This window comes from Nevskia sp. (assembly GCF_023266035.1).
Lineage (GTDB): Bacteria > Pseudomonadota > Gammaproteobacteria > Nevskiales > Nevskiaceae > Nevskia.
The window spans coordinates 4,206-25,637 of the sequence record NZ_JAHFRY010000066.1 but is presented as its reverse complement, the minus strand read 5'-3'; the positions used below and the strand labels follow the sequence as shown (position 1 = coordinate 25,637).

General features: G+C 63.6%; 24 protein-coding genes and 1 pseudogene. 18 read left to right on the top strand and 7 right to left on the bottom strand.

The window, feature by feature from the left end; genetic code table 11:
- Positions 1 to 36: 36 nt before the first annotated feature.
- From Q0D45_RS11745 to Q0D45_RS11735, 3 genes are all read right to left on the bottom strand, one after another.
- Positions 37 to 1,212, bottom strand: coding sequence for a TolC family protein (locus Q0D45_RS11745; protein WP_293392997.1), 1,176 nt, complete (start codon positions 1,210 to 1,212; stop codon positions 37 to 39).
- Between the two features lie 184 nt (positions 1,213 to 1,396).
- Positions 1,397 to 1,717: a hypothetical protein gene (locus tag Q0D45_RS11740; RefSeq protein ID WP_293392994.1), complete on the bottom strand. Its 321-nt coding sequence runs from the start codon at positions 1,715 to 1,717 to the stop codon at positions 1,397 to 1,399.
- Between the two features lie 108 nt (positions 1,718 to 1,825).
- Positions 1,826 to 2,470 carry a cation transporter gene (locus tag Q0D45_RS11735; protein WP_293392991.1) on the bottom strand — a complete coding sequence of 215 codons (645 nt, stop codon included), beginning with the start codon at positions 2,468 to 2,470 and terminating at the stop codon, positions 1,826 to 1,828.
- Between the two features lie 78 nt (positions 2,471 to 2,548).
- Here Q0D45_RS11735 and cadR point away from each other — a divergent pair, with 78 nt between their 5' ends.
- Both cadR and Q0D45_RS11725 read left to right on the top strand, forming a co-directional pair.
- On the top strand, positions 2,549 to 3,010 hold the full coding sequence (cadR, locus tag Q0D45_RS11730; protein WP_293392988.1) for a Cd(II)/Pb(II)-responsive transcriptional regulator: 462 nt from the start codon (positions 2,549 to 2,551) through the stop codon (positions 3,008 to 3,010).
- Between the two features lie 39 nt (positions 3,011 to 3,049).
- The gene (locus Q0D45_RS11725) at positions 3,050 to 3,178 is read left to right on the top strand and encodes a hypothetical protein (RefSeq protein WP_293392985.1); all 129 of its coding nucleotides are present in this window, start codon (positions 3,050 to 3,052) and stop codon (positions 3,176 to 3,178) included.
- Between the two features lie 17 nt (positions 3,179 to 3,195).
- On the opposite strand, the gene Q0D45_RS11720 is transcribed toward Q0D45_RS11725, so the two are convergent.
- The 3 genes from Q0D45_RS11720 to Q0D45_RS11710 form a co-directional block, all read right to left on the bottom strand.
- Positions 3,196 to 5,382 (bottom strand): S8 family peptidase, encoded by a 2,187-nt coding sequence (locus Q0D45_RS11720; RefSeq protein ID WP_293392982.1) that lies wholly within the window; start codon positions 5,380 to 5,382, stop codon positions 3,196 to 3,198.
- Positions 5,369 to 6,508 carry an AAA family ATPase gene (locus Q0D45_RS11715; protein ID WP_293392980.1) on the bottom strand — a complete coding sequence of 380 codons (1,140 nt, stop codon included), beginning with the start codon at positions 6,506 to 6,508 and terminating at the stop codon, positions 5,369 to 5,371. Before Q0D45_RS11715 ends, Q0D45_RS11720 begins: the two co-directional genes overlap by 14 nt.
- A 240-nt stretch (positions 6,509 to 6,748) precedes the next feature.
- Positions 6,749 to 7,903 (bottom strand): site-specific integrase, encoded by a 1,155-nt coding sequence (locus tag Q0D45_RS11710; RefSeq protein ID WP_293392977.1) that lies wholly within the window; start codon positions 7,901 to 7,903, stop codon positions 6,749 to 6,751.
- Positions 7,904 to 8,025: 122 nt separating this feature from the next.
- Between Q0D45_RS11710 and Q0D45_RS11705 the strand changes: the two genes are divergently transcribed.
- From Q0D45_RS11705 to Q0D45_RS11695, 3 genes are all read left to right on the top strand, one after another.
- On the top strand, positions 8,026 to 9,105 hold the full coding sequence (locus tag Q0D45_RS11705) for a DNA-binding protein (RefSeq protein WP_293392974.1): 1,080 nt from the start codon (positions 8,026 to 8,028) through the stop codon (positions 9,103 to 9,105).
- 204 nt (positions 9,106 to 9,309) lie between these two features.
- Positions 9,310 to 9,756, top strand: a complete 447-nt coding sequence (locus Q0D45_RS11700; RefSeq protein ID WP_293392972.1) for a phage protein GemA/Gp16 family protein — start codon at positions 9,310 to 9,312, stop codon at positions 9,754 to 9,756.
- A complete protein-coding gene (locus Q0D45_RS11695) occupies positions 9,756 to 10,172 on the top strand; it encodes a Mor transcription activator family protein (RefSeq protein WP_293392969.1) in 417 nt (138 codons plus the stop codon). Before Q0D45_RS11700 ends, Q0D45_RS11695 begins: the two co-directional genes overlap by 1 nt.
- A 3-nt stretch (positions 10,173 to 10,175) precedes the next feature.
- Here Q0D45_RS11695 and Q0D45_RS11690 read toward each other — a convergent pair whose 3' ends face one another.
- A complete protein-coding gene (locus tag Q0D45_RS11690) occupies positions 10,176 to 10,769 on the bottom strand; it encodes a hypothetical protein (protein WP_293392966.1) in 594 nt (197 codons plus the stop codon).
- 305 nt (positions 10,770 to 11,074) lie between these two features.
- Between Q0D45_RS11690 and Q0D45_RS11685 the strand changes: the two genes are divergently transcribed.
- The 13 genes and pseudogenes from Q0D45_RS11685 to Q0D45_RS11625 all read left to right on the top strand — a co-directional run.
- Complete coding sequence (locus tag Q0D45_RS11685) at positions 11,075 to 12,085, top strand: phage protease (RefSeq protein ID WP_293392963.1); 1,011 nt, start codon at positions 11,075 to 11,077, stop codon at positions 12,083 to 12,085.
- A gap of 58 nt (positions 12,086 to 12,143) precedes the next feature.
- Entirely contained in the window at positions 12,144 to 13,052 is a 909-nt protein-coding gene (locus Q0D45_RS11680; RefSeq protein WP_293392960.1) for a Mu-like prophage major head subunit gpT family protein, read from the top strand.
- Between the two features lie 157 nt (positions 13,053 to 13,209).
- Positions 13,210 to 13,416 carry an HI1506-related protein gene (locus Q0D45_RS11675; RefSeq protein ID WP_293392957.1) on the top strand — a complete coding sequence of 69 codons (207 nt, stop codon included), beginning with the start codon at positions 13,210 to 13,212 and terminating at the stop codon, positions 13,414 to 13,416.
- Positions 13,417 to 13,422: 6 nt separating this feature from the next.
- Positions 13,423 to 13,860, top strand: a complete 438-nt coding sequence (locus Q0D45_RS11670; protein WP_293392954.1) for a phage protein Gp36 family protein — start codon at positions 13,423 to 13,425, stop codon at positions 13,858 to 13,860.
- Positions 13,860 to 14,420, top strand: a complete 561-nt coding sequence (locus tag Q0D45_RS11665; RefSeq protein ID WP_293392951.1) for a hypothetical protein — start codon at positions 13,860 to 13,862, stop codon at positions 14,418 to 14,420. Before Q0D45_RS11670 ends, Q0D45_RS11665 begins: the two co-directional genes overlap by 1 nt.
- A complete protein-coding gene (locus Q0D45_RS11660; RefSeq protein ID WP_293392948.1) occupies positions 14,417 to 15,883 on the top strand; it encodes a phage tail sheath subtilisin-like domain-containing protein in 1,467 nt (488 codons plus the stop codon). Before Q0D45_RS11665 ends, Q0D45_RS11660 begins: the two co-directional genes overlap by 4 nt.
- Before the next feature lie 27 nt (positions 15,884 to 15,910).
- Complete coding sequence (locus Q0D45_RS11655; protein ID WP_293392945.1) at positions 15,911 to 16,270, top strand: phage tail tube protein; 360 nt, start codon at positions 15,911 to 15,913, stop codon at positions 16,268 to 16,270.
- Between the two features lie 39 nt (positions 16,271 to 16,309).
- Positions 16,310 to 16,597 (top strand): phage tail assembly protein, encoded by a 288-nt coding sequence (locus Q0D45_RS11650; protein ID WP_293392942.1) that lies wholly within the window; start codon positions 16,310 to 16,312, stop codon positions 16,595 to 16,597.
- 129 nt (positions 16,598 to 16,726) lie between these two features.
- Complete coding sequence (locus tag Q0D45_RS11645) at positions 16,727 to 18,514, top strand: phage tail tape measure protein (protein ID WP_293392939.1); 1,788 nt, start codon at positions 16,727 to 16,729, stop codon at positions 18,512 to 18,514.
- Positions 18,511 to 19,632 (top strand): DNA circularization N-terminal domain-containing protein, encoded by a 1,122-nt coding sequence (locus Q0D45_RS11640; protein ID WP_293392936.1) that lies wholly within the window; start codon positions 18,511 to 18,513, stop codon positions 19,630 to 19,632. Before Q0D45_RS11645 ends, Q0D45_RS11640 begins: the two co-directional genes overlap by 4 nt.
- Complete coding sequence (locus Q0D45_RS11635) at positions 19,625 to 20,674, top strand: phage baseplate assembly protein (protein ID WP_293392933.1); 1,050 nt, start codon at positions 19,625 to 19,627, stop codon at positions 20,672 to 20,674. The genes Q0D45_RS11640 and Q0D45_RS11635 overlap by 8 nt, the downstream gene beginning before the upstream one ends.
- Complete coding sequence (locus tag Q0D45_RS11630) at positions 20,671 to 21,012, top strand: hypothetical protein (RefSeq protein ID WP_293392930.1); 342 nt, start codon at positions 20,671 to 20,673, stop codon at positions 21,010 to 21,012. The genes Q0D45_RS11635 and Q0D45_RS11630 overlap by 4 nt, the downstream gene beginning before the upstream one ends.
- Positions 21,005 to 21,432, top strand: a pseudogene (locus Q0D45_RS11625) (hypothetical protein); the annotation flags it as partial. The gene Q0D45_RS11630 and the pseudogene Q0D45_RS11625, both read left to right, overlap by 8 nt.

Genomic DNA, 21,432 nt, shown 5'->3' with positions numbered 1-21,432 from the left:
CAGACAGCAGGATCAGCTTCTGATTGAAACGCATGTTCATTTCCCCGACGACGCGGTGGGATTGAGGGAGTCGGATGTGGCGGCGGCATCGAGCCAGGCCTGCCAGAGTCCGGAGGCGTCGAGCCATTCGGCCCAGGACGCCCAGGTTTGTGCGCGCAGCTCGGCACCGGCGGCACGACCATCAAGCAGTTGCCGGAACTGCACGAGGTACTCGGCGGTGCTGATCTCACGCACCCGCCAGACCTTGTCGAGCAGATCGACGCTGGCATCGATGCGTGCCGAAGACAGTCCGTTCCAGCGCATCCACGCCGTGTGAGTACGGCTGTATTGAGTCGCAGCAGCCTTCATGCGGGCGACGGCAAGCCGATAGCTGGCATCGGATTCGATGCCAGCAGCCGAAGCGCGTGCGTCCGCCGCGGCAACTTGCGCCTTGAAGTTGTTGCGAAGGAACAGCGGGATCGTCAGCTCCAGGCCGACCAGCGAACCACCGCTTCCGCCTCCACGGTTTTCCTGAAAACCGCCACGAACGCCAACCGTGGGATCGCTACGGGTTTCGCTGCGCGCAATGTCGATCTCGGCGCGTGCGGCTTCCGTCTTGGCGAGTGCGGCGCGAACGCCGGGAAGCGCGGCGGCCAGGGTGTTGTAATCCGCGTTCAATAGGCCAGACTCTGGCAACTGATCCGGCAGCGACGGCGGTGGGTAACCGGGATGGCGGGTCGCTGCGTCGAGCGCCTGCTGCGCTTTCAGCAGATTCAGCTCGGCGCGGCCGGTCACCGCAATCGCTTCTGCACGCGCCAGTGCGGCAAGATCGCGATCCAGCACGCCGATATCGCCGGCTTGATACTGGCGGTCGGCAACATCGGCGAATCGTTCCAGCAATTCCAGCCGTTGCTCCGCGAGCGATGAGGCTGCAATCTGGCCATAGAAATCGGCCAGCGCCTTCAGCACATCGGTCGCAATACGCTGACGTTGCTCGGTGCGCTCGGCAACCGCGATGGCCAGTTCGGCTTGACCGCTGGCTCGGCGGGCCTCGCGTTTACCGGACAGATCGAAGGTCTGACTGAGCCTGGCTTCAAGCGACTGGCTCTGGCCGTGCTCGCTGCCCACGCCGAAATCGGGGTTGTAAACAGGCCTCGACAGATTGTCGGCCTGTGCCTGGGCGGCCACCACCCGGGCGTCGGCGGCCTTGAGGTCTGGGTGGGCCTGCAGCACGTCCGCGAGGTATGACCGAAGGTCGGTCGAGACGGCTTCCCCGCCAAAACTCGGTAAGGCAGCCATCAACAGCGCTCCGGCCGTAAAACGGCCGAGGCGCGTGAGTAACAAAAGCATGGGTGATCTCCACAGATGAACGCAGCGAACGCGTGAGGCGTCCGCAGGAAGAAGCGTCAGCGGGAGGTCAGGCTTGCGGCGGCGGCGTCAGCGGCGGGGTGGCACGCGTGTACGGCAGCGCCACGACTTCGATGTCGTAACGATCATTCTCGTGATCGTTGAACACCAGTGGCTCGCTGCAGAGAGCCTGCGAATGCGAGCCGCCATGACAGCAGTGGTCGCATTGCTTTTCGAGTTGGCCGGACTGATCAGCGATTTCCTTCGCCAGCTCGAACGAACTGTCGTGATCGGGTGGCGATCGCTCGATGTGATACGCATACGAAACCCCGCTCCAGGCGATCAGCATCGCCAGCAGCAGAGCTTTCCAGTTCTTGAGAGCAGATCTCATTTAATCAGGGTATCACGCGAAAATGACGTGCACGGGACGATATGCAGCCGTCCTCGTGCTGCTTCGGCAACCCTGAAGCGACATCCTCGACGCTGCTGATCGGCCGCCTCATGCGCAAGCTCGACCGGCTTGCGGGCGCACGCCACTCAACTCCTGTCGTGCCTGCCGCATGACCTGCGTGGCTGCCGTCAGACCCAGAACGCCCATGACGGCAGCGACCGCCAGATCGGGCCAGGCTGTTCCAGTGCCGAACACGCCGACTGCGGCCAGCAGGATCGCGAGATTGCCGATTGCGTCGTTGCGCGAGCACAGCCAGACCGAACGCATGTTGGCGTCGCCTTCGCGGTAGGCGTACAGCAATGCCGCCACTGACAGGTTGGCGATGAGGGCCAGACTGCCGATCAGCCCCATCGTCGAGGCTTCAGGAACCAGCCCGTAGAAGCCGTTCCAGACAGCTTGGCCGAGGACATAGCAGCCGTAGACCGCCATCGTCAGACCTTTGAACATCGCGGTGCGGGCGCGGGCTGCTAAGCCCATCGACAGCACGAACAGGGACAGCGCGTAGTTGCCGGCGTCGCCGAAGAAATCCACCGCATCGGCCAGTAGGGACACCGAGCCCGCGCTCCAACCCGATCCCACTTCCACGAAGAACATCGCCAGATTGACGACCAGCGCGATCCAGAGCACACGCCGATAGCGCGGCGGAATCGGCGCGTTGGTGGGAATACTTGATTCGCAGCAGTGCGCAGCCATGGCTTTGCTCAAGTGACTCGATGGTGAGTAGTAAGCACCTTATAGTAGCTTTAGAGTCAAGCCTCTCTGGAGCTACGCATGGTCAACAGCTACCGAATCGGCGATCTGGCAACCCGGCTGGCAGTGCCGACCCAGACGATCCGCTATTACGAGCACGAGGGCCTGCTGCCCAAGCCCGCGCGCACTGAGGGCAACTACCGCCTCTACGGCATCGCCGAGCGCGAGCGGTTGGAATTCATCCTGCATTGCCGTGCACTGGACATGACGCTGGAGGAAATCCGCCACCTGCTAAGACTGAGGGACGAGCCGGAGCAAGGCTGCGCCGAGGTCAATACGGTGCTTGATGCGCACATAGGCCACGTCGCTGAACGCATCCGAGTGCTGAATGACCTTCAAGTTCAACTCAAGGATCTGCGCGCGCGTTGCGAGTCGCCGAGCACTTCAAAGGACTGCGGCATTCTGCAAGGATTGGCGTCATCGCCTGCGCCGCGAGATGGCGTCAATCGAGCAGGGGTTCACGGGCGAAGGGGACAAGAGTGATTGGAAATAAATTGGATTGCCACCCTCGGCCTATTCGTCGTGACCGCACCGGCAGAGATCGTCGGCTGCTACTTCGTATTGATCTGGGTCAAGCGTGATGCGCCCCTGCTGGCCTTGGCCGGATCGACGCAAAGCCGCAGCACGCCACGCCGATCGCTCGAACGATAAACGCCACCCCAAAGAAGTCAGGATTTTCTCAGTTGCACACGCTGGCGGAGTTGGATCGGCGTCAGTGCGCGGAATTTCTGCATGACCGACTGATAGATCGGCTCACCCTTCTCGGTGGCAATAGTGGCAATCAGCACGTAGGGCAGCGCCTTGACTGTGCTGTTATCGACTCGCAGCCCTTTCTGACGCGCACCATGGTCGACATCGAAGCAGGCATCGAGCAATTCATCCGCGCCGAAAACGCGAGTTCGATGCAGAACAGTTTCCCACTTGTAAGCGTCGCGGCGAAGCTCTTGTTCGTTCCCGTAGCTGGCGGTAGAAAAGAAATAATCGGAAGATCCGTCGCCGCGAGGCCGAAACACGATCGTCAGCCCATGCCGCGTGTAATTGACCGGATCGGCCGGATCTACCGGTGAAGCAAAGCAGAAGGTTGCTTTGATCCTTAGTCGCGTGCCGAGCGAGACAGAGGGCACTGGCAGGCCGATCCGGAGAATGCCGCCAGCCGACAGGTCCCCTTGGTACAGGACGCTGACTTCATTGTCCTCACAGGTCAGCAGGTCCTCAGGCAATTCAGGGAACCGGCCCCAGCCAACATTGCAGGCATCATGGGCGTCAGATTTTTCTGCCTTGTGAATCATCAGCGCGCGTAATGCCGTGGCGCTGAGGGCTGTTTCCGAGATTGCACGCGCCGCTGCCGCAGTCCGCAGTGCCAGCGGCGCTGCGAAGCTGGTCCCCTGCACGCCGACAAGCCCGCCGGATAGCGGACTGAGCAAGACCAGCGGATGGTTGGCCGTGCCGCCGAAAGCAAGTCCATCCGGCTTGATGATGCCCGGCGATCTTCCGGGGCCGCGGCAGCTGTAATCCGCCCGGTCCCAGAGGAAGTCAGGCGAGTTCGCCGCGCCGACGGAGAGCGCATTCACGGCGTCAGCAGGTGGCTGGATGCGGCCCATATCGCCATCGATATCGCCGTCGTTGCCGGCGGCCACGGTCATCAGCAGGCGCCCATCAGCCAAATGCCCATCCAACATCGCCGTCCAGGCATGCGGCTGCCCGTCGTCGATCGCGAGGCGAGGCCCGAGCGACAGATTGGCGAAGTCGATATCTTCCGCTCGGAGCGTGCGATCAATGCGCTTCATGCACTCGTACAAATCCGGATCCACCTCGTCAGCATGGCCAATAACTCGGTGATGCGCGACCTCGAAGTAAGGTCTGGGTAACTCAGTGGCACCCGCTTGTAACGCCCCGAAGAGCAAGGCAGAGGTGACCTCGGTGCCATGGGTCAGGTAATCCGCGTGCGTCGCGATGAGCGCGTCGTCAACAGTCTCCGTGCTCCACCGGCTGAGATCTTTGACGCCGAGGCCACCATCGAACACCGCCACGACGAGCGATTTGTCGAGGGCATCCTCGTCCGGAAAACGAGGAGCTTCGCTAACAATTCGCTGTCGGATTACGGGGCGATTGAGTCGCAACGTCGGCAATCGGCGGACGGCACGCAGCGCCGAGAACTTTGCGAATCGTTCCAGCGCCACTCGGGGAACGCGACCGGGCATGAAGATGAGGCCTGGGACCGCAAGCAATTTGTCTCTCGATACGACTGCGCCACAGTGCCTGGCGTAGGCGTCGAAAGCATCGAGAAGAACGCTATCGGATTCCTCGCCGTGCAAGACGATTTCGATCGGGACATCCGGGTCGTGGCCGTCCAGATGCAGCAATCGTTCGGAGGCGGTCAGGAACCTGACGGCTTCCAGCTTGCAGAACTGCCGCTGAAGTCCCTTGCCTGTGGAAGGCGACATCAGCATGTCCAGCAGATTCCGATACGCCGCTCCTGTTCCGGAAATGTAAATCTCGGCAGTCGGCTGCTCGCCCTCCGGTGCATGAGCGCGAGCGTCATGCTCGGGTACCACCATGGCGGGCTTGCTTCCGACAGTGCTGAGACCTGCACGGTTGAAAATGTCGATGGGCATCGTCGTTTTAGCCATGAACGCCGGGTGAACCGTGATCAAGGTCGTGGCCTGTCCATAGGGCTTCGCATTGTCGGGAAGCGCTTCGGTAGAAGCGACGATCGCCGTCAGGCCGGGCTCAAGGCGTTCTCGTGCTTGTTCGATGGTGTAAGGAAACGCTTTTTTGCCACCGCCACCTTTGTCTCGCGCGATCGATTGGGTCAGCACCTGGCCGTTGCCGATCAGAAGATTAGGTCCCGGCATTGTCTTCTCCAGTGAACTGTCTCAGGGCGCGAAGAACTGTCGTATGCGACGTTCCAAGTTCATCGGCGATTTCGCGCGCCGACTTTTCCCGGCAATGCAGCACGAGAATTTGCAAGTTCCGACGGTCGCGTTCTGACCGACGCGACGACGAGGTATGAAGAGATAAGGCCCACGCAGCGAGTGATTCATCGACTGCAATCCCTTCCAAAATATTCTGTTTGCGTGCCGATTCGATCGCCCGAGCAAGCGATGAGAACGTCTGGCCGTCCGTCGCAGCAGCAAGGGCATCGGCCAGCAGGGGCGTGATTCCGCGTGACTGGAGAAGCGCGGAGCGCTGCGCCGCCTCGGGCATGACAAAACTCAACGTAACGTCGAAGCGACGCCATACTGCGGGGTCGAGCAGTTCGCCATGGTTGGTCGCCGCGACGAGCAATGACGCTGGCGACCAATCATCGATCGTCTGCAGGATGACGGTGACAAGGCGTTTGAGTTCTCCGACATCGCTATCGTCGTCACGACGTTTAGCAATCGAATCGAATTCATCCAGCAGCAAGACGCAGGGCTGCGCCTGCGCATGCGTGAGAACGGCGCGCACGTTGGCGCCGGTCTTGCCGAGATAGCTGCTCATCACGCTCGCGAGGTCCAGCGTCAGTAACGGCAGCCCCAGTTCATAAGCCAGCCATCCGGCGGTCATCGTCTTGCCTACCCCGGGCGGACCACTCATGAGAACCGATCGTGCCGGCATCAGTCCCGCAGCTTGTAATTTCTCCGCAGCCCGGCGTTCCCGAACCACCTGATCGACGGCGGTCTGGACTGACGGGGTGAGCAGAGGCTGCTGACGAATCGTTTCCGGCGCATCGAACCGTACCAGCGGCAACTTGGTATCCGAGTCGACAGGCGAGGAACCGGACGCATGCGCCCGGCGCACCGACTGGCCGTCCCCAGTCACAAGCGGTGTGATTGCTTGGGCGAGACCTGCATCGCTAGTCCGAACCAGACTTGCAAAGCGACGCACCCGCATTTCAAGCGCGGCACCGCCAACCTTGACGGCATCGCGGAACAAATGAATCAACTCGTCCTGTGCTCTCTGTTCCACCGCGTCGCAATCCTCGAAGGCTGTCTGCATGTTGTGGAACATAAACTAGCAGATGTTTTATAGAAAATGTTCCAGTTCTTTAGATTGACAATTCTGAAAAGATCAAACTTATGATTTTTATACAGTATTTTTTCTTCGTCATTTTTTGTTTTGGAACAATTTATCCGAAAATTGCCAAATCGAACGAAGACATCAAGCTCTGGGGCTGGCACTTCCGCTGCTTTCGATTGTCGCGCCGAGCGAAAGTTTCCGGGCGAATCGGCCCGCCGCTCAACAGGTAGGGGATCTGCAATCTGGGCTGCAAACCTGGCGTCGACGCCGCCCAACTTCGACAAGATCCGACGCCTTGCTGGTCAACACGTCCCCGACATCCGAATAGCGAACGACGCTTTTGGTCAGCCGGTGACCAGTCATCGCCATGGTCTGTGCAAGGGGAACGTCGTTCAGTCCTGCCTCGGTGACGAAGCCGCGGCGCAAGCTGTGACCCGCAAAATCTCCCGGCAGGCCCGCTTGGCGTGCCCGGCGCTGAACGATCGCTGCGATTGCATGCGGTGAGAGCGCGGCGCCGACGGTTTTGCCCCACAGACGCCGGAACAATGGTCCTTCGGTAATGCCAGCCGCTTTCAGCCAATCGCGAAGTGCGGCAGCTGTTTCGCCTTTGATTGGCTTGGGGCCGGCGTCATCGGTCTTCGAGGTGCGCATCCGGAAGATGGCTTGATCAACTCCGATCCATTCAAGGTCCCGAACCTCGGCGCGGGCGATCTCGGATCGACGGCGGCCGCCGCTGGCCCACCCGAAGAGCAGGATTGCGCGGTCCCGACGGCCTTCGAGCGTCTCGTCACAGGTCTGCAACATCAGGTCGAGCGATTCGACGGTAGCGGCAGTTTTCGACTTCGGCCCCTCACCAATTTCGCGTGCCAGCTTGCGGCAGTCGGAAAGCAGGCGGCGAATGCTGGCGTCTCGGCATGGGCTTTCGAAGCCTTTTTCCTGGTGGGCCCACGACAGGATTGCCAGCCGCTGATCAATGGTGGTCATGCGGTGGCGGCCTGGCTCGTTCTTGTATCCCGCCTCGATCAAGGCGTCGTCGACCGGCTTCGGCATCCGGAAGTGCAGGACCAGCTTCGAGTGGCCATCACCCGTCGTAACGCGCTCGGGGTGTCCGAAATGGTCCACCACGAATAGCTGGACGTGAGATACCGGGACAGGAAGCACAAGCGGCTCATTCAGTCGCATCTGCATCCAGGCCGCAATGTAGCGGAGCGCCTTTTGATACGCCGACCAAGTTGCCGTTGGCGTGGCTGCAAGCCGGATTGCGAGCAGCGATTGCTCGACCTGTCGCTGCACGGCATCGAGGTCAACGGGCGTTTGAACGGGCGCAATCGCCGTAACAGCATCGGATCCGGCCGGTAAAGATGATGATTTCATATAACGTATTCTGTATTATTTATTACGATATAAATTTGTACCTACGATAACGAACCCTTAACGTAGGTATAAGCGATTTCTAGGCAATTTAGAATCACGGCACTAATACGGAGGATATTCGGATGCGAACCGGCGTCACTTTGATCGACATCACGCGCGCTGCCGATCAGCTGCTGGCCGAGGGCGAGAGACCTACTGTCGAGGGCGTCCGCAAGGTGCTGGGCACCGGATCGCCCGGCACCGTCAATACCTTGCTGAAGGAGTATTACCAAGCCTTGCCGGCACGGCTGAACCTTCCCGCACCGATCGCCACGGCTGCCGCCGAGTTGTATGAAAAGGTTCGTTCGACCGCGATGGAGGAGGTCAACCAAGCGCGCACTGAGCTTGAGCGCCAGCATTTGTCGCAGCAGGAGGCGCTTGCGATCGACAAGCAGGGCTTTGAAGCGGAAAAAGCCTCGTTAAAATCACAAGTTACGTCGTTTATGTCAGAGGTGAAAGGCCTCCAAGAGCAACTAGGCCAGGCAGCAGAACGACAGCGGACATTGGAAGAAGCGCTGTCAGATCAGACGGTGCGTGCCAGCGCTGCCGAAGTCAGAGCATCAGCCGCAATCGACGAGCGTGAGCGCGCGGAGCAGCGGCATAACTCGGAACAGCTGCATGTTCGTGAGCAGGCTGCCGGGAATGAACGCCATCTGCTATCGCGAATTGAAGAAGCTCAGGATCAGCTCAAGCGATTGAAGGCCGAGCGGGAGAAAGAGCTGGCCGCTTCAGCAAAGCGTATCGCAACGCTTGAATCCGCTGCATTTGAAGCGGCTAAGGAGCTTTCGGGGCTGCGCACCGAGGTCGCCGCAGCCCAGCGGGAGGCGGCTGGGCTGAGGGAGGCAGCGGTAGCGGCCGAAGCTGCCGCGCATCGAGACCGTGAAGGTCTTATGAAGGATTCGCGAGCCACTGAAGAAGGACGCGATCGAGCCCTCGCGGAGGGTGTTCGCCTGCGGAGCGAATTGGACAAAGCGGTTATCGATCGAAACGAAGCCATCCGCGAGGCGGGTCGACACGAAGGTCGAGCGGCTGCGTTTCAAGGGCAGCTGGAAGAACTATCCCGAAAACACGCCGAGCTGGCATCGACTCTGGCTGCGGCTCAGAAGCCACCGCTCCGCAGTCAGCCGGAGTTATTCACGCAAGAGGGGCCGGTTTCACCATGAAGCGAGCTGTGCGAAAACCCTAAACCGCCGCTTTTTCAACCTCGGTTTTGCAATTTGGCCGGCTAAAGACGGCTCGAAGGGCTTTTTTGAGACCTACCATAAGTCATTGTTAATAAAGATAATTATAAAAAAAACACTTGTAACTTATTGATTTTTAAGAAATCCCAAACCGCCGCTTTTTCCTTCTTCAACCAGATAAGCCCTGTGAGCGCATCGGAAGACCAGCGCAAGGCGGACCTGGCGCGTATCCACATCCTCAAGGCCCAGCTCCGGCTAGACCGCGAGCAGTACGAAGCCGTGCTGTGGACGGTCGGGCAAGTGGAGTCTTCGGCGCTGCTCGATGGCCACGGCCGCAAGCGGGTGATCGAGCACCTGCAGGCGCATGTCGACGCCGCCGCCGGCATTCAGGCAGACCCGGACAAGCCGAAGAACATCCAGGCCCGCCCGCAGCTGCGGAAGATCGCGGCTCAGCTGCACGCTGCCCAGCGCCGCTGGGCCTATGCGCGCGGCGTGCTCGAACAGCTGCACGGCAAGCGCACCATCGAGTTCGCGGATAGCCGCGAGCTGGCTGGCGTCATCGCCGCCCTGGAGCAAGACGCCCAGCGCCACGGCCGCAGCCAGCGGCCCGCCAAGGCAAGCAAGGCCAGGTAGTGAACGCCGCCCCTGCCACGTTCCCGATCGACGAACGCCTGCTTCCGCCGGTGACGCGGCGCATCGTGGGCGCGATCGGCGTGGCGGCGACCGTGCGGCTGCTCAAGAGCCGGGGCGGCACGCGGCTCTGGGTGCCGAAGCAAAGCGCCCGCAGCGAAGTGCTCACGGACATCCTCGGCCGCGATCTCGCCGAGCAGCTCGTCAAGGCCTTTGCAAACGACGTGGTCATCAGCCTGCCGAAGGCGGACAAGATGCTGGCCCAGGTGCGAGACACGGCGATCCGCAGCGAGCACGCGGCCGGCGACAGCATGGCGGTGCTGGCGCTGCGCTATGACCTCACCGAGCGGCATGTGCTCAACGTGGTACAGAGCGAGGCACGGCCGGTTTGGCGGCAGCAACAGCCAGGGTTGTTCTAAGCCTTAATTCGGCTTAATCAGACGGCCCTGCATATCCACAACACGCACCATCCGTTGCTTTGTCCTCCTGTTAAGCCGGACCTTGGCGACATAAGTCGTGAACACGGAGTACCACGGCCTTCTAATGCGAAGAAACGGCTCGAATTGCAATGAAAGAACGTATTTCTGGGGGGCTAGCCAATTTTTAAGTTCGGTCAATCTGACGCAACGACTCTTGTACTCATTTTGATCATGTTCGGGGAGTGCCGGGTCTGGCGGGGTCGCGGTTAAAACTTGCATGAACATTATTCCGCTTGCCGTGTCCGCGACCTGATGCAAGTAATTGAAAGTAGATTTGTCTGTAAGCCATTTAGCTGCACGAATTTCGTTTTTGAATTTCTCAATTTCGTCGTCGTCAAATGGCGGATTCCGTAACGCCCAATCAATGAATGCGTCGCTAATCAGATAAAGCTTCTCAGTTCGTTCAAACAGATCAAAGGCAAGCTTTGTTCGCGCTGTCTGAGATTGACGCCACGCGATCAGGCCGGCTAAAAGCGCGAGCACTACCGTCGAACACAGCTTCCAGATTTCGATGTTGTTGTTGATTGATTCGATCATGACAAGCTACACGCTCCCGTAGTGCTGCGGTTTTGCTGATCGTAACCTCGGCTACTAGAAAAGTAGATCAACGATTGGCGGCGACGGCCAAGACCCCATTTAAACCCCATTCAAATCCGCCCCAGCGCCGCCCAGGCGTTCGGCGCGGGTCGTCGGGGCGGCTCTCAGCCTGCGCGCGTCCTGCGCGCTCCCAGGGCCTCGTTTGCCGGGCCGGCATCTGCTAGCGTGATGTAACCCCGTAGCACCCCACCTGCCGAAGAATTTCCTCGGCTGTTTGGCTGCGCGCGCGCGCCGAACATGGCGGCATGTCGAAACCAGCCGCCCTCGCTGCCGCCCTTTGCTTCGTCCTTGCCGACGATGGCCTGGTGCCCGAATGGATCGAATTGATCCCGGCGCCAGGTGCTGACGGCATGGTGCGCGGCACCGATAGCCGAGCCTGGCGCTTCGGCAATGCCGCCGCCGTGGCCGCCAATTTCAGCCGCCGCCTGCCGGTGGATATCAACCACAGCACCGAGATCAAGGCACCGAAGGGCGAACCGAGCCCGGCGGTCGGCTGGATCGAGGAGCTGCAGGCGCGCAACGGCGCCCTGTGGGGCCGCGTCACCTGGACCGAGACCGGTGCCAACGCGCTGAAGGGCCGGGACTACCGCTTCGTCTCGCCCGTCTTCACCTACGACCGCGCCAGCACGGACATCGTCCGGCTTACCAGCGCCGCCCTTGTCAACAACCCGAACCTGCCGCTGGCGCTCAACAGCGCTGGCTCTGTCGACCCCAGCCCGGAGCTTGCCCCCATGTCCCTGAAAGCCATCCTCGTTGCCCTGAAGCTCGCCGAAAGCGCGACCGAAGCCGAGGCCGTCAATGCCATCCACGCGCTGAACGCCAACCTGGTCACCGCGACCAATTCGGCGCAGACGCCGGACCTGGCCAAGTTCGTCCCGCGTGCTGACCACGATGCCGCCCTCGGCCGCGCCGTGAACGCGGAAACCGCACTGAACGCGGTGAAGACCACCAATCACCAGACCGCCGTCAACGCCGAGATCGACGCTGCCATCGCCGCCGGCAAGGTCACGCCGGCCAGCCGCGAGTTCTACGTGGCCACCTGCGCTAGCCAGGACGGCCTGGACAAGTTCAAGGCCTTTGTTGCCAGCCAGCCGGTGATCGTCAAGCCGGGCGCCATCGTGAATGGCGGCCTGCCTGCCGGTGGCCAGACCACCCTCAGCGCCGAACAGAAGGCGCTCTGCGCCGAGATGGGCGTGAAGGAAGAAACGTACCTGGCCGAACTGAAGGCGCTCAACGGCCAGACCGCCGCCGCCTGATCCACCAACCCCTCGCGTCGCCTGACGGCGCAGCCCGAACCTCTTACGGAGCCGCACGATGATCATCACCCCGCAGTCCATCCTGAACCTTCAGGTCAGCTTTTCCAGCGCCTTCAAGGAAGGCTTCAGCGGCGCGGCGCCGATGTGGGACAAGGTCGCCATGCGCGTGCCGTCCACCGGCCGCAGCAACACCTACGGCTGGCTCGGCCAGTTCCCGAAGTTCAGGGAATGGGTTGGCGACCGCGTGCTGAAAGACCTGAAGGCGCACGCCTACACGCTGGTCAACAAGACCTACGAATCCACGGTGGCTGTCGAGCGTGAAGAGATCCAGGACGATCTCACCGGCACCTACTCGCCGATCTTCAAGGAGATGGGTTCGGCCAGCGCGATCTTCCCCGACGAGCTGGTGTTCGGTGCGTGCAACGCCGCCGTCTCCTCGCTCTGCTACGACGGCCAGTTCTTCTTCGACACCGATCACCCGGTGTATCCGAACACCGACGGCACCGGCACAGCGGTCAGCGTCAGCAACTTTGTGGCCGGTGCAAACCCGACCTGGTACCTGCTCGACATGACGCGCTCGATCAAGCCGTTCATCCTGCAGGAGCGTGAGTCGGCGAAGTTCACCGCGATGGACAAGCCGGACGATGAGTCCGTTTTCACCCGCAAGCAATTCCGCTACGGCGTGCACGGCCGCTGGAACGCCGGCTACGGCCTCTGGCAGCTCGCCTACGCCAGCCGCGCGGCGCTCACCCCGGCCAACCTCGATGCCGCCATCACCGCGATGGAAGGCTTCAAGGCGGACGGCGGCCGGCCGCTGGGCGTGCGCCCGAACGTGATCCTGTTCCCGAGCAGCTTGCGCCAGCAGGTGGAAGCCGTGATCGACAAGGAAAAGGTCGACGGCGGCGACAGCAACACCCACTACAAGCGCCTGACCAAGATTCAGAGCGACTACCTCGCCACTACCTGATACCTGCGACGACCGAGAGCCCGCTGTTGAAGGGCGCGCGGCTGGCACTGCGCGCCCGGAGGGCCACTTGCAAGGGCCGAGCGATGCCAGTCGCCCGGCCATCGGCGGTGCCGGCCATCCGCGCCGCCTCGATCCCGATCACTCCTGGAGCATTCCGATGCCTGACCCGAAGCCACCTGCCGCGAAGGCGCCCAAGCACGAAACCCCGGCCCTGCGCATCGCCGCCAAGGCCGAAGGCTTCCGCCGCGCCGGCATCGCCCACAGCGCCACCGCCACCGATCACAAGGCCGGCCGCTTCTCGCCTGAAGATGTCGAGGCGCTGAAGAATGACCCGATGCTGGTCGTCGTCGAGCTGGGCGCGTAAGGCATCGTGATCTACGCCACCCGCCAGGACATCCTCAGCCGCGAGGGCGCCGACGCGCTCTTCGCGGCGGCCGATCGCGACCGCGACGGCCAGGCGGATGTCCTGGCGGTGGACGCCAAGCTTGCGGACGCGAGCGCCACGATCGACACCTACCTGAGCCTGCGCTACCCGCTTCCGCTGTCGGTGTTTCCACCGGTGCTCAAGCGGCTGTGTGTGGACATCACGCTTTACCTCCTGAGCCTTAGCGCTGACGCCCTGACCAAGGAACTGCGCCAGCGCTACGACGACGCGATCAGCCTGCTGAACAAGATGGCAGCCGGCACCGTTGGCCTGGGCGTGGTGCTCGATCCTGAAACCCCGGTTTCAGGCGAGGTGAAGGGCGGCGAGATTCTCCTATCGCCCAAGGCGCGCCTGTTCAGCCGCGACACGCTGGTGGATCTCTGATGGATCTCCTGGACGTTCGCGAGGCCATCGTCGAAAGCCTGAAGGCGCGGCTGCCGAAGATCGTCACGGTGTCCGGTATCCGGGGCCGCTTCGATCTGCGCGAGCTGGCGACTTACACCCAGAAATGCCCGGCAGTGATGGTCGGTGTGCTGTCTGCCACCGGCATCGACGATGACCGCGATCTACGGCCGAAGCTGAAGTTTGCGGCCTACGTGCTGACCAAGAACGGGCGTGGCGGCAAGGCGGACGAAGCCGGCCTGAAGCTGTCCAGCAGCCTGCTGCATGCCATGCGTCGCGGCCCACTGGCCGAGGACTGCCAGGCCCCCACCGGCCTGGGCTTCAACAACCTCTACAGCACCAGCTTCGGTGACGAGGGCGTGTGGCTGGCCGCCATCACCTGGACGCAGGCCACGTCGCTCACCGAGATCTCGGATGACGAGCTGGGCGAGTTCCTGCGCGTGCACGCCACCTTCGACCTCGCGCCTGCCGATGGCGTGCCCGAGGCCACCAACCTGATTCCCGTTCGCCCCACTGAGTCCCCCTCTGAGCCGACCCCATGATCCAGTTCAACCAAATCCCGGTGAATTTCCTGGTACCCGGCCAGTACGTCGAGTTCGATGCCAGCCAGGCGGACGGCACCACGCCGACCATTCCGCAGCGCATTCTCCTGGTCGGCCAGATGCTGGCCACCGGCATCGGGGCTGCCAACGTGGCCACGCTGGTCTCCAGCGCGGACGAAGTGGCCCAGCTCGCCGGCCGTGGTTCGATGCTTCACCACATGGCCCGCAAGCTGTTCGCGGCCAACAGCTTCACGCCGGTCTACGTGCTCGCCCAGGCTGATGCCGGCGGTGCCACCAAGGCCGCGCGCCAGGTCACGGTCGGCGGCAGCGCCACCGCGAACGGCGAGCTGGATCTGTACGTCGGCGACACCCGCTACGCCCTCGGCGTCGTCACTAGCGCCACGGCCGCGTCGATCGCCACCGCCATCGCAGCGGCGATCACCGCTGACCCGGATCGCTATGTCGATGCCGCCGTCGACGGCGGCACGCCAGCTCGCGTGAACCTCACCGCGCGCCACGGCGGTATCGATGCCGGCCGCGTGGAAGTGACGCACAGCCGCTACGACGGCGAGCGCCTGCCGCTGGGTGTGACCCTGACCATCGCCGCCCTGGTTGAAGGCACCGTGAACCCGAGCATCGCCGCCGGCCTGGCTGGCCTCGGCGAGTCCTGGTACCCGACGATCGCGATGGGCTACACGGACGCCGCCAACCTCACGCTGCTGGAAACCGACCTGGCGGATCGCTTCGGCCCGCTGCGCCAGATCGAGGGCTACGCGCACATCGCCCGCTCTGCTGACCAGGCCACCCTCCAGGCGCTGGCCGCTGCCCGCAACGCGCCGCATGAGTCGGTGATCGACTGCGCGGATGTGCTGACGCCTCCCTGGGCCGTGGCGGCCTCGGTGGCCGCGCTCGATGCCGGCGAGCCAGATCCCGGCCGTCCGCGCCAGACCCTGACCTTGCCCGGCGTGATGGCTCGCGTGGCCACCGGCCGCCGTTCGCGTGCGGTACGCAACCAGCTGCTCGCGGCCGGCGTGTCCACATTGTCGATCGACGCTTCCGGCACGGTGCGCATCGAGCGCCTCACCACCACCTACCGCCTCAACGCGCAGGGCCTGCCGGACAACAGCTACTTCGATACCGAATCGCTGCATCTGCTCGCCAACCTGCGCTACACGCTGCGCACCCGGTTCGCCAACAAATACCCGCGCCACAAGCTCGGCAAGGATGGCAGCGAAGGCCCGAACGTGATGACGCCGAGCACCGCGCGCGCCGAGTGCATCGCGCTGTACCTGAGCTGGCTGAACCTGGGCTGGGTGGAAGGCGGCGTCGCTTTCGAGCAGTTCAAGCAGCAGCTGCGCGCGGAGATCGACAGCAACGATCCGAACCGCCTGAACCTGCTGCTGCCACCGGACCTCATCAACCAGCTGCGCACCGTCGCTGGCCAGATCCAGTTCCGCCGCTAAGCCCCACACCTCACAGGACATCTCGACATGGCCAACCGACTCCTCGGCCGCGCAACGATCAAGGCCGATGGCCGCACCTTGCAGACCAAGCGTGGCTGCACGCTGGACCCCGGCGGCGAACAGCGCACCGCCGTCGTCGGCAGCCGCAGCGTGCACGGCTTCACCGCCGAGCTGATGCCGCCGACGCTCGATTGCCGCATCACCCAGACCGCTGAGTTCGGCCTGGAAGAGATCCGCTCGATCGAGGACGCAACGATCGTCTTCGAGGGCGACGACGGCATCAATTACGTCATCAGCGGCGGCTTCAGCACCACCACGCCGAAGCTCGCCGAAGTGGAAGGCGAGATCACGGCGCAGTTCAGCGGCACCAGCTGCGACCGCGCTTAAACCCCGCTGCAAACCCCATTCAAACCAGGTTAACCGTCCATGCAAACGATCAAGGGAAAGCTGAAGAAAGGTCTGAAGATCGGCGACAAGCTGCACTTCAACTTCGAGCTGCGCGAGCCCAGCAACGCCGACGTTTTCGATGCTGAGGACGAGCACGGCATCGAGACTCCGCTGAAGTTCAACACCGCCGTCGTCGCTCGCATCCTGGTGCGCATCGACGATTACACCGGGCCGTTCACCTTCTCGATGATCCGCGGCCTCTCGCGCTTCGATCTGAAGACGCTGACTGACGCCATGAGGGAGGCCGAAAAGCTGGGGGAAGCCTGACGCCGCGCCGCCGTGAAGCGATGACGGCGGCGTACGTCATCGCCTGCAAAACCGGGTGGTCGATCGAGACGATCAACGCCTTGCCCCGTAGCGAGTACCTCCACTACCTGACGCTATCCGGCTAGAGCCATGACTGACCTCACCGTAAGCCTTCGTCTGTTGCTCCAGGCCCGCGAACTCACGCGCGGCCTGCAGGGCGGCAGCCGAGATATCCGGCGCTTCGGCGAGGATGGTCGCAAGGCCATCAGCCAGCTCGATGCAACGATCAAGAGCGCCCGCCGCAACCTGGCGGGCCTCGGCATCGGCCTCGCCGCCGGCAGCGCGCTGCGAGACTCTGCGCGGCTCGACAAGAGCTTGACCCAAGTCCGCCAGACGGCCGGCGCCACCCGCGCGGAGATGCGCGGCCTGCGCGATGACATCTTCCGCATGGCCCGCGATACCGGCCGGCCGATCGACACGCTGCTCGGCGGCTTCAACAACCTGATCGCGGCCGGCCTGGACTGGCGTGCGGCGCTGGCCACCACACGCGCCATCAACCCCGCCAGCGCCGTGACCGGTGCGGGTGAAGACGTGCTCGCAGGCGGCTTGTCCGTTGCTGCCAGCGCCTTCGATTTCGATCTGAGCCAGCCACGCGTAGCAGTTGATCTGCTCGATCAGATGGTGGTCGCCGGCCGGCTCGGTAATGCGGAGCTGGAAGACTTGGCGGGCATCTTCTCCAAGGTCGGTGTCAACGCCAAGGCTGCCAATCTGGCCTTTCCAGACACGCTGGCGTTCGTCGAAGGGCTGAGCAAGATCGAGCGCCAGCCGGAGCGCCTCAGCACCTTGGTGGATTCCACGCTTCGGCTGTTCAACAACGCCAAGTATCAGGCGGCTGCAAGCAAGACCACCGGCGTCGGCTTCTACAACCCGGACGGCTCCAGCCGCGAGCCGCTGGACGTGCTGGGCGACATCGCAGGCAAGTATCGCGGCCAGTCCACGGACAAGCGCCGCGACCGCTTTATCGCCAACGCCTTCGGTGAAACCGACCTCGATACCCAGAAGGGTCTGCGCACCTTGCTGGCCGGCGATGCGCTCAAGCAGATCGCCGATATGACCGTGAAGATTCGCGGCGCCAGCGGCACCATCGCCCGCGATCTGCCGGATGCCATCGACAACGCCGTAGACCAAAGCAGCCGGCTGAAGACCAGCTTGCGCGAAGCCGGCGAAAGCTTCGCCCGGCCAGTGAACCGCGCCTTGTCAGACTTGATCCAGCTGCAGATCGACGATCCGCGCAAGGGCGGACTCGGCCTGGGCAGCGGCGCTACGGTGGCCACCACCGGCGCGCTGATTGTCGGCGTCGGTGCGCTCGGGCAGATGATCAAATCACTGGCGGGCAAGCTGCCAGGCATCGGCGGCGGCATCAGTACGGCGGCCGGTGTAGCGCAGGGCAAGGCCCTGGAGCAGCTGGCCGGCGTCACGCCGGTGTTCGTGACCAACTTCCCTGGAACATCTGCAAGCGGCGGCCTGGCAGAAACCGCTGCAGCTGCTGCCGGCGTTGCTGCCATCGCCAAGACCGGGCTGCTCGCACGCCTGGGACTTACCACCGCTGCTGGCGTGGGCTCGGCCGCACTCGGCACAGCCGGCGTGCTTGCAGCCGGTGCTGGCGGCTTCGAGGCCGGCAGCTACATCAGCCGCAAATACATCGCCGGCACCCAGCTGAGCGATCAGATCGGCCGCGCCGTGGCGACCGCCTTGGCCACGTTCGGCAGCCAGGCCGCGCGCGACGCCCTCGATGCCCGCAACCGTGAGTCGGATATCAGCGGCACCATCAAGATCGAGTTCGACGGCAAGACCGCGAAGCTGGCCGGTGCCAAATCCACCGGCAATGTGGACTTCGACTTCAGCTCCGGCCCGATCGGCCTCGGAGTGGGCCAGTGAGCTGGCGCGACGAGCTGCAGCCGGCCTCGTTCCGGGGCACGCCATTCTTCGTCGACCAAGCGTCGGGCGAAGGTGCCCGCCGTGTGGTCGTTCATGAATACCCGCTGCAGGAAAAGGCGGAAACCGAAGACCTGGGCGCGCGCGCCAAGCGCATCCTGGTCAATGGCTATGTCCTGGGCAATGACTACTTCGGCGCGCGCGACGAGCTGATGCTGAAGCTGGACATGCCCGGCCCTGGCGAGCTGGTGCATCCGTATCGCGGCACCTTTCAGGCGCAGCTGATCAGCTACCGCATGACCGAGAGCACCCGCGAAGGCGGCATGGCTCGGTTCGACATGGAGTTCATCGAAGCTGCGTTCGTCACCGGCCCGAGCGTTCGCAGCGACACGCCGCGCCGCGTGCTCAGCCAGGCCGAAGCCACCGTCGCCGCCAGCCAGGCGCAGTTCGTCGAAGCCTGGCCGCTGCGGCTCGCGGCCGAGTTCGATCGCGCGGTGGCCACCGTGCTCGATGCCGTGCGTACCGTCGAGACCGTGATCGGCGTGGTCACCGTGGCCCAGGACGAGATCGCCGGCATCGTCGGCCTGCCAGATCGCATCGCAAACCGCCTGCGTGTGGATCTGCGCCGCATCCGCGACCTGGCCAGCCTGCGACGCCTGTTCGCCTACCGCGCACCGGCGGGCAGCAACACGCGTGGCGCACTGGCCAACGCGGCCGCGCTGTCGGCCCTGGTGCAGCAGCAGGCGGTGATCGCGGCGGCCGAGCTGAGCGCCGCCGTGACCTTCGACAGCCAGACGCAAGCCCTGGGCGTCCAGGAAGAGCTGGCGGATGCGATCGAGCGCGTCAGCTATGCCGCCGACGATCAGACGTTCGAGCAGCTCCAGGAGCTTCGTGCGCGCCTGATCGAAGACATCCGCAGCCGCGCGGTGGATCTGTCGCGCATCGAGCGCTACACGCCGACCGAGACGGTGCCGGCGCTGGTGATCGCGCAACGCCTGTACGGCGTGGCCAACGGCATCGACGCACTGCTTGGCCGCGAGGCGGACATCGTCAAGCGCAACGCCGTCGCGCATCCGGGCTTCGTGCGCGGCGGTGTCGCGCTGGAGGTGCTCAGTGACTGATGTCCTGAACACCGACGTGACCCTGCAGATCGGCGATCAGCAATACACCGGCTGGAAGGCGATCGGCATCGGCACCGGCATCGAGCAGCTCGCAGGCACCTTTGACCTGGTCTGCGCCGATCGCTGGGCGATCAACGGCCAGCCCCGGCCGATCCTGCCGGGCAAGCCGTGCACCGTGCGCCTGTACGGCGTGCCGGTGATCACCGGCTTCATCGATGAGGCCAGCCCGAGCTACGGCCCGAACGAACACAGCTTGAACATTCGCGGCCGCGACGCCACCGGCGACCTCGTCGACTGCGCTGCGAGCACGGACGGCCAGAGCTGGGAAGGCCGAAACCTTCTGCAGATCGCGAACGATGTCTGCAGACCCTTCGTCATCCCGGTGAAGCTCGATGGCCCTGTCGGCGCCGTGTTCCGCAAACAGGCTGTCAGCCCCGGTGAAACGGCGTTTGAAGTGCTTTCAAGGGCCGCCCGGCAGCGGGGCTATCTGCTGGTGTCAGACGCCAAGGGCGGCCTGCTGATTACCCGCACTGGCAGCCGCCGCGCTACCCGCAGCCTTCGTCTGGGCGTGGACATCCTGTCGGGCGATGCCACGTTCAGCCATGCCGAGCGGTTCGCCCGCTATGACGTGATCGGCCAGGACAACGAAGCGCTGAACGAAGGCAGCGAGGATCTCGCGCAACAGGTAAAGGCGAGCGCCACGGACCCTGCCATTCGCCGCAGCCGAGTCACTGTCATCGACGTGCCGGATGCCACCGATCGCGGCGTTGCCAGCCAGATCGCGCTGTGGACCGCTGCCAACCGCAAGGCACGCGGCGAACGCGCCGAGCTGACCGTGCGTGGCTGGCGCGACGGCGCAGCGCCCTGGGCCGCCAACACCCTGGTCCGCATCGACGATCCCTGGCTCGGCCTGGCCGGCGAATACCTGATCGCCAGCGTGGCGTTTTCGCTTGATGACCAGGGCGGCCAGATCACGCGCCTCAGCGTCACACCGCCCTCTTCCTACACGCCCGAACCCCTGATCGAGATCGAAGCGGCATGAGCCTGGAGCCCGAAATCCTCAAGACGTTCAAGGCGGCCGACACCTTCGAGCAGCTGACCATCACGCTCGATCGCGCACCCGCGCCTGGCTCCACGGTGCTAGCGCAGATCCGCGACGCCGTCGACGGCCTCGTTCACCAGTGGTCAAGCGCAGAAGGCACCGCCTCGATCAACGGCCGCGACATCGTGCTGGTTCGCGTTGCACCCGTTCTGACCCGCAACTGGCAAGCCGGCATCCACGGCTTCGAGGTTCAGCTCACCGAACCCGGCAAGACAACCACCCAAATTTTCCGCGAAGAACTCGCGATCGAAGTCTACGGAGACGGCGCATATGTCTAGTTCCAAAACCATCGTCATTCGCGAAGGCGATGCCGGCCTTTCCGCCTATGAACTCGCGCTCGCCAACGGCTTCGTCGGCACCGAAGCCGAGTGGCTGTCGTCGCTGCAGGGCGGGCTCAACGGCTGGTCGCCGCTGCTGGGTGCTGCGAACGACGGCGAGCGCCGAGTGTTCCGCGTCGTCGACTGGACGGGCGGCAACGGGGCCAAGCCACCGGTGGGCCAGTACCTCAGCGCCACCGGCCTCACCAGCATCCTGGCTGACGCGCTGGATGCGCGAGGCGCGCCCGGCGCTGCCGGCGTAGCCGGTGCTGCAGGCGCTGCAGGCGCGCCAGGCGCGCCTGGCCAGACTGGCCCCGCAGGTCCGCAAGGCCCCAAGGGCGATACGGGCAACACCGGCGCCACTGGCCCGGCTGGTGAGAC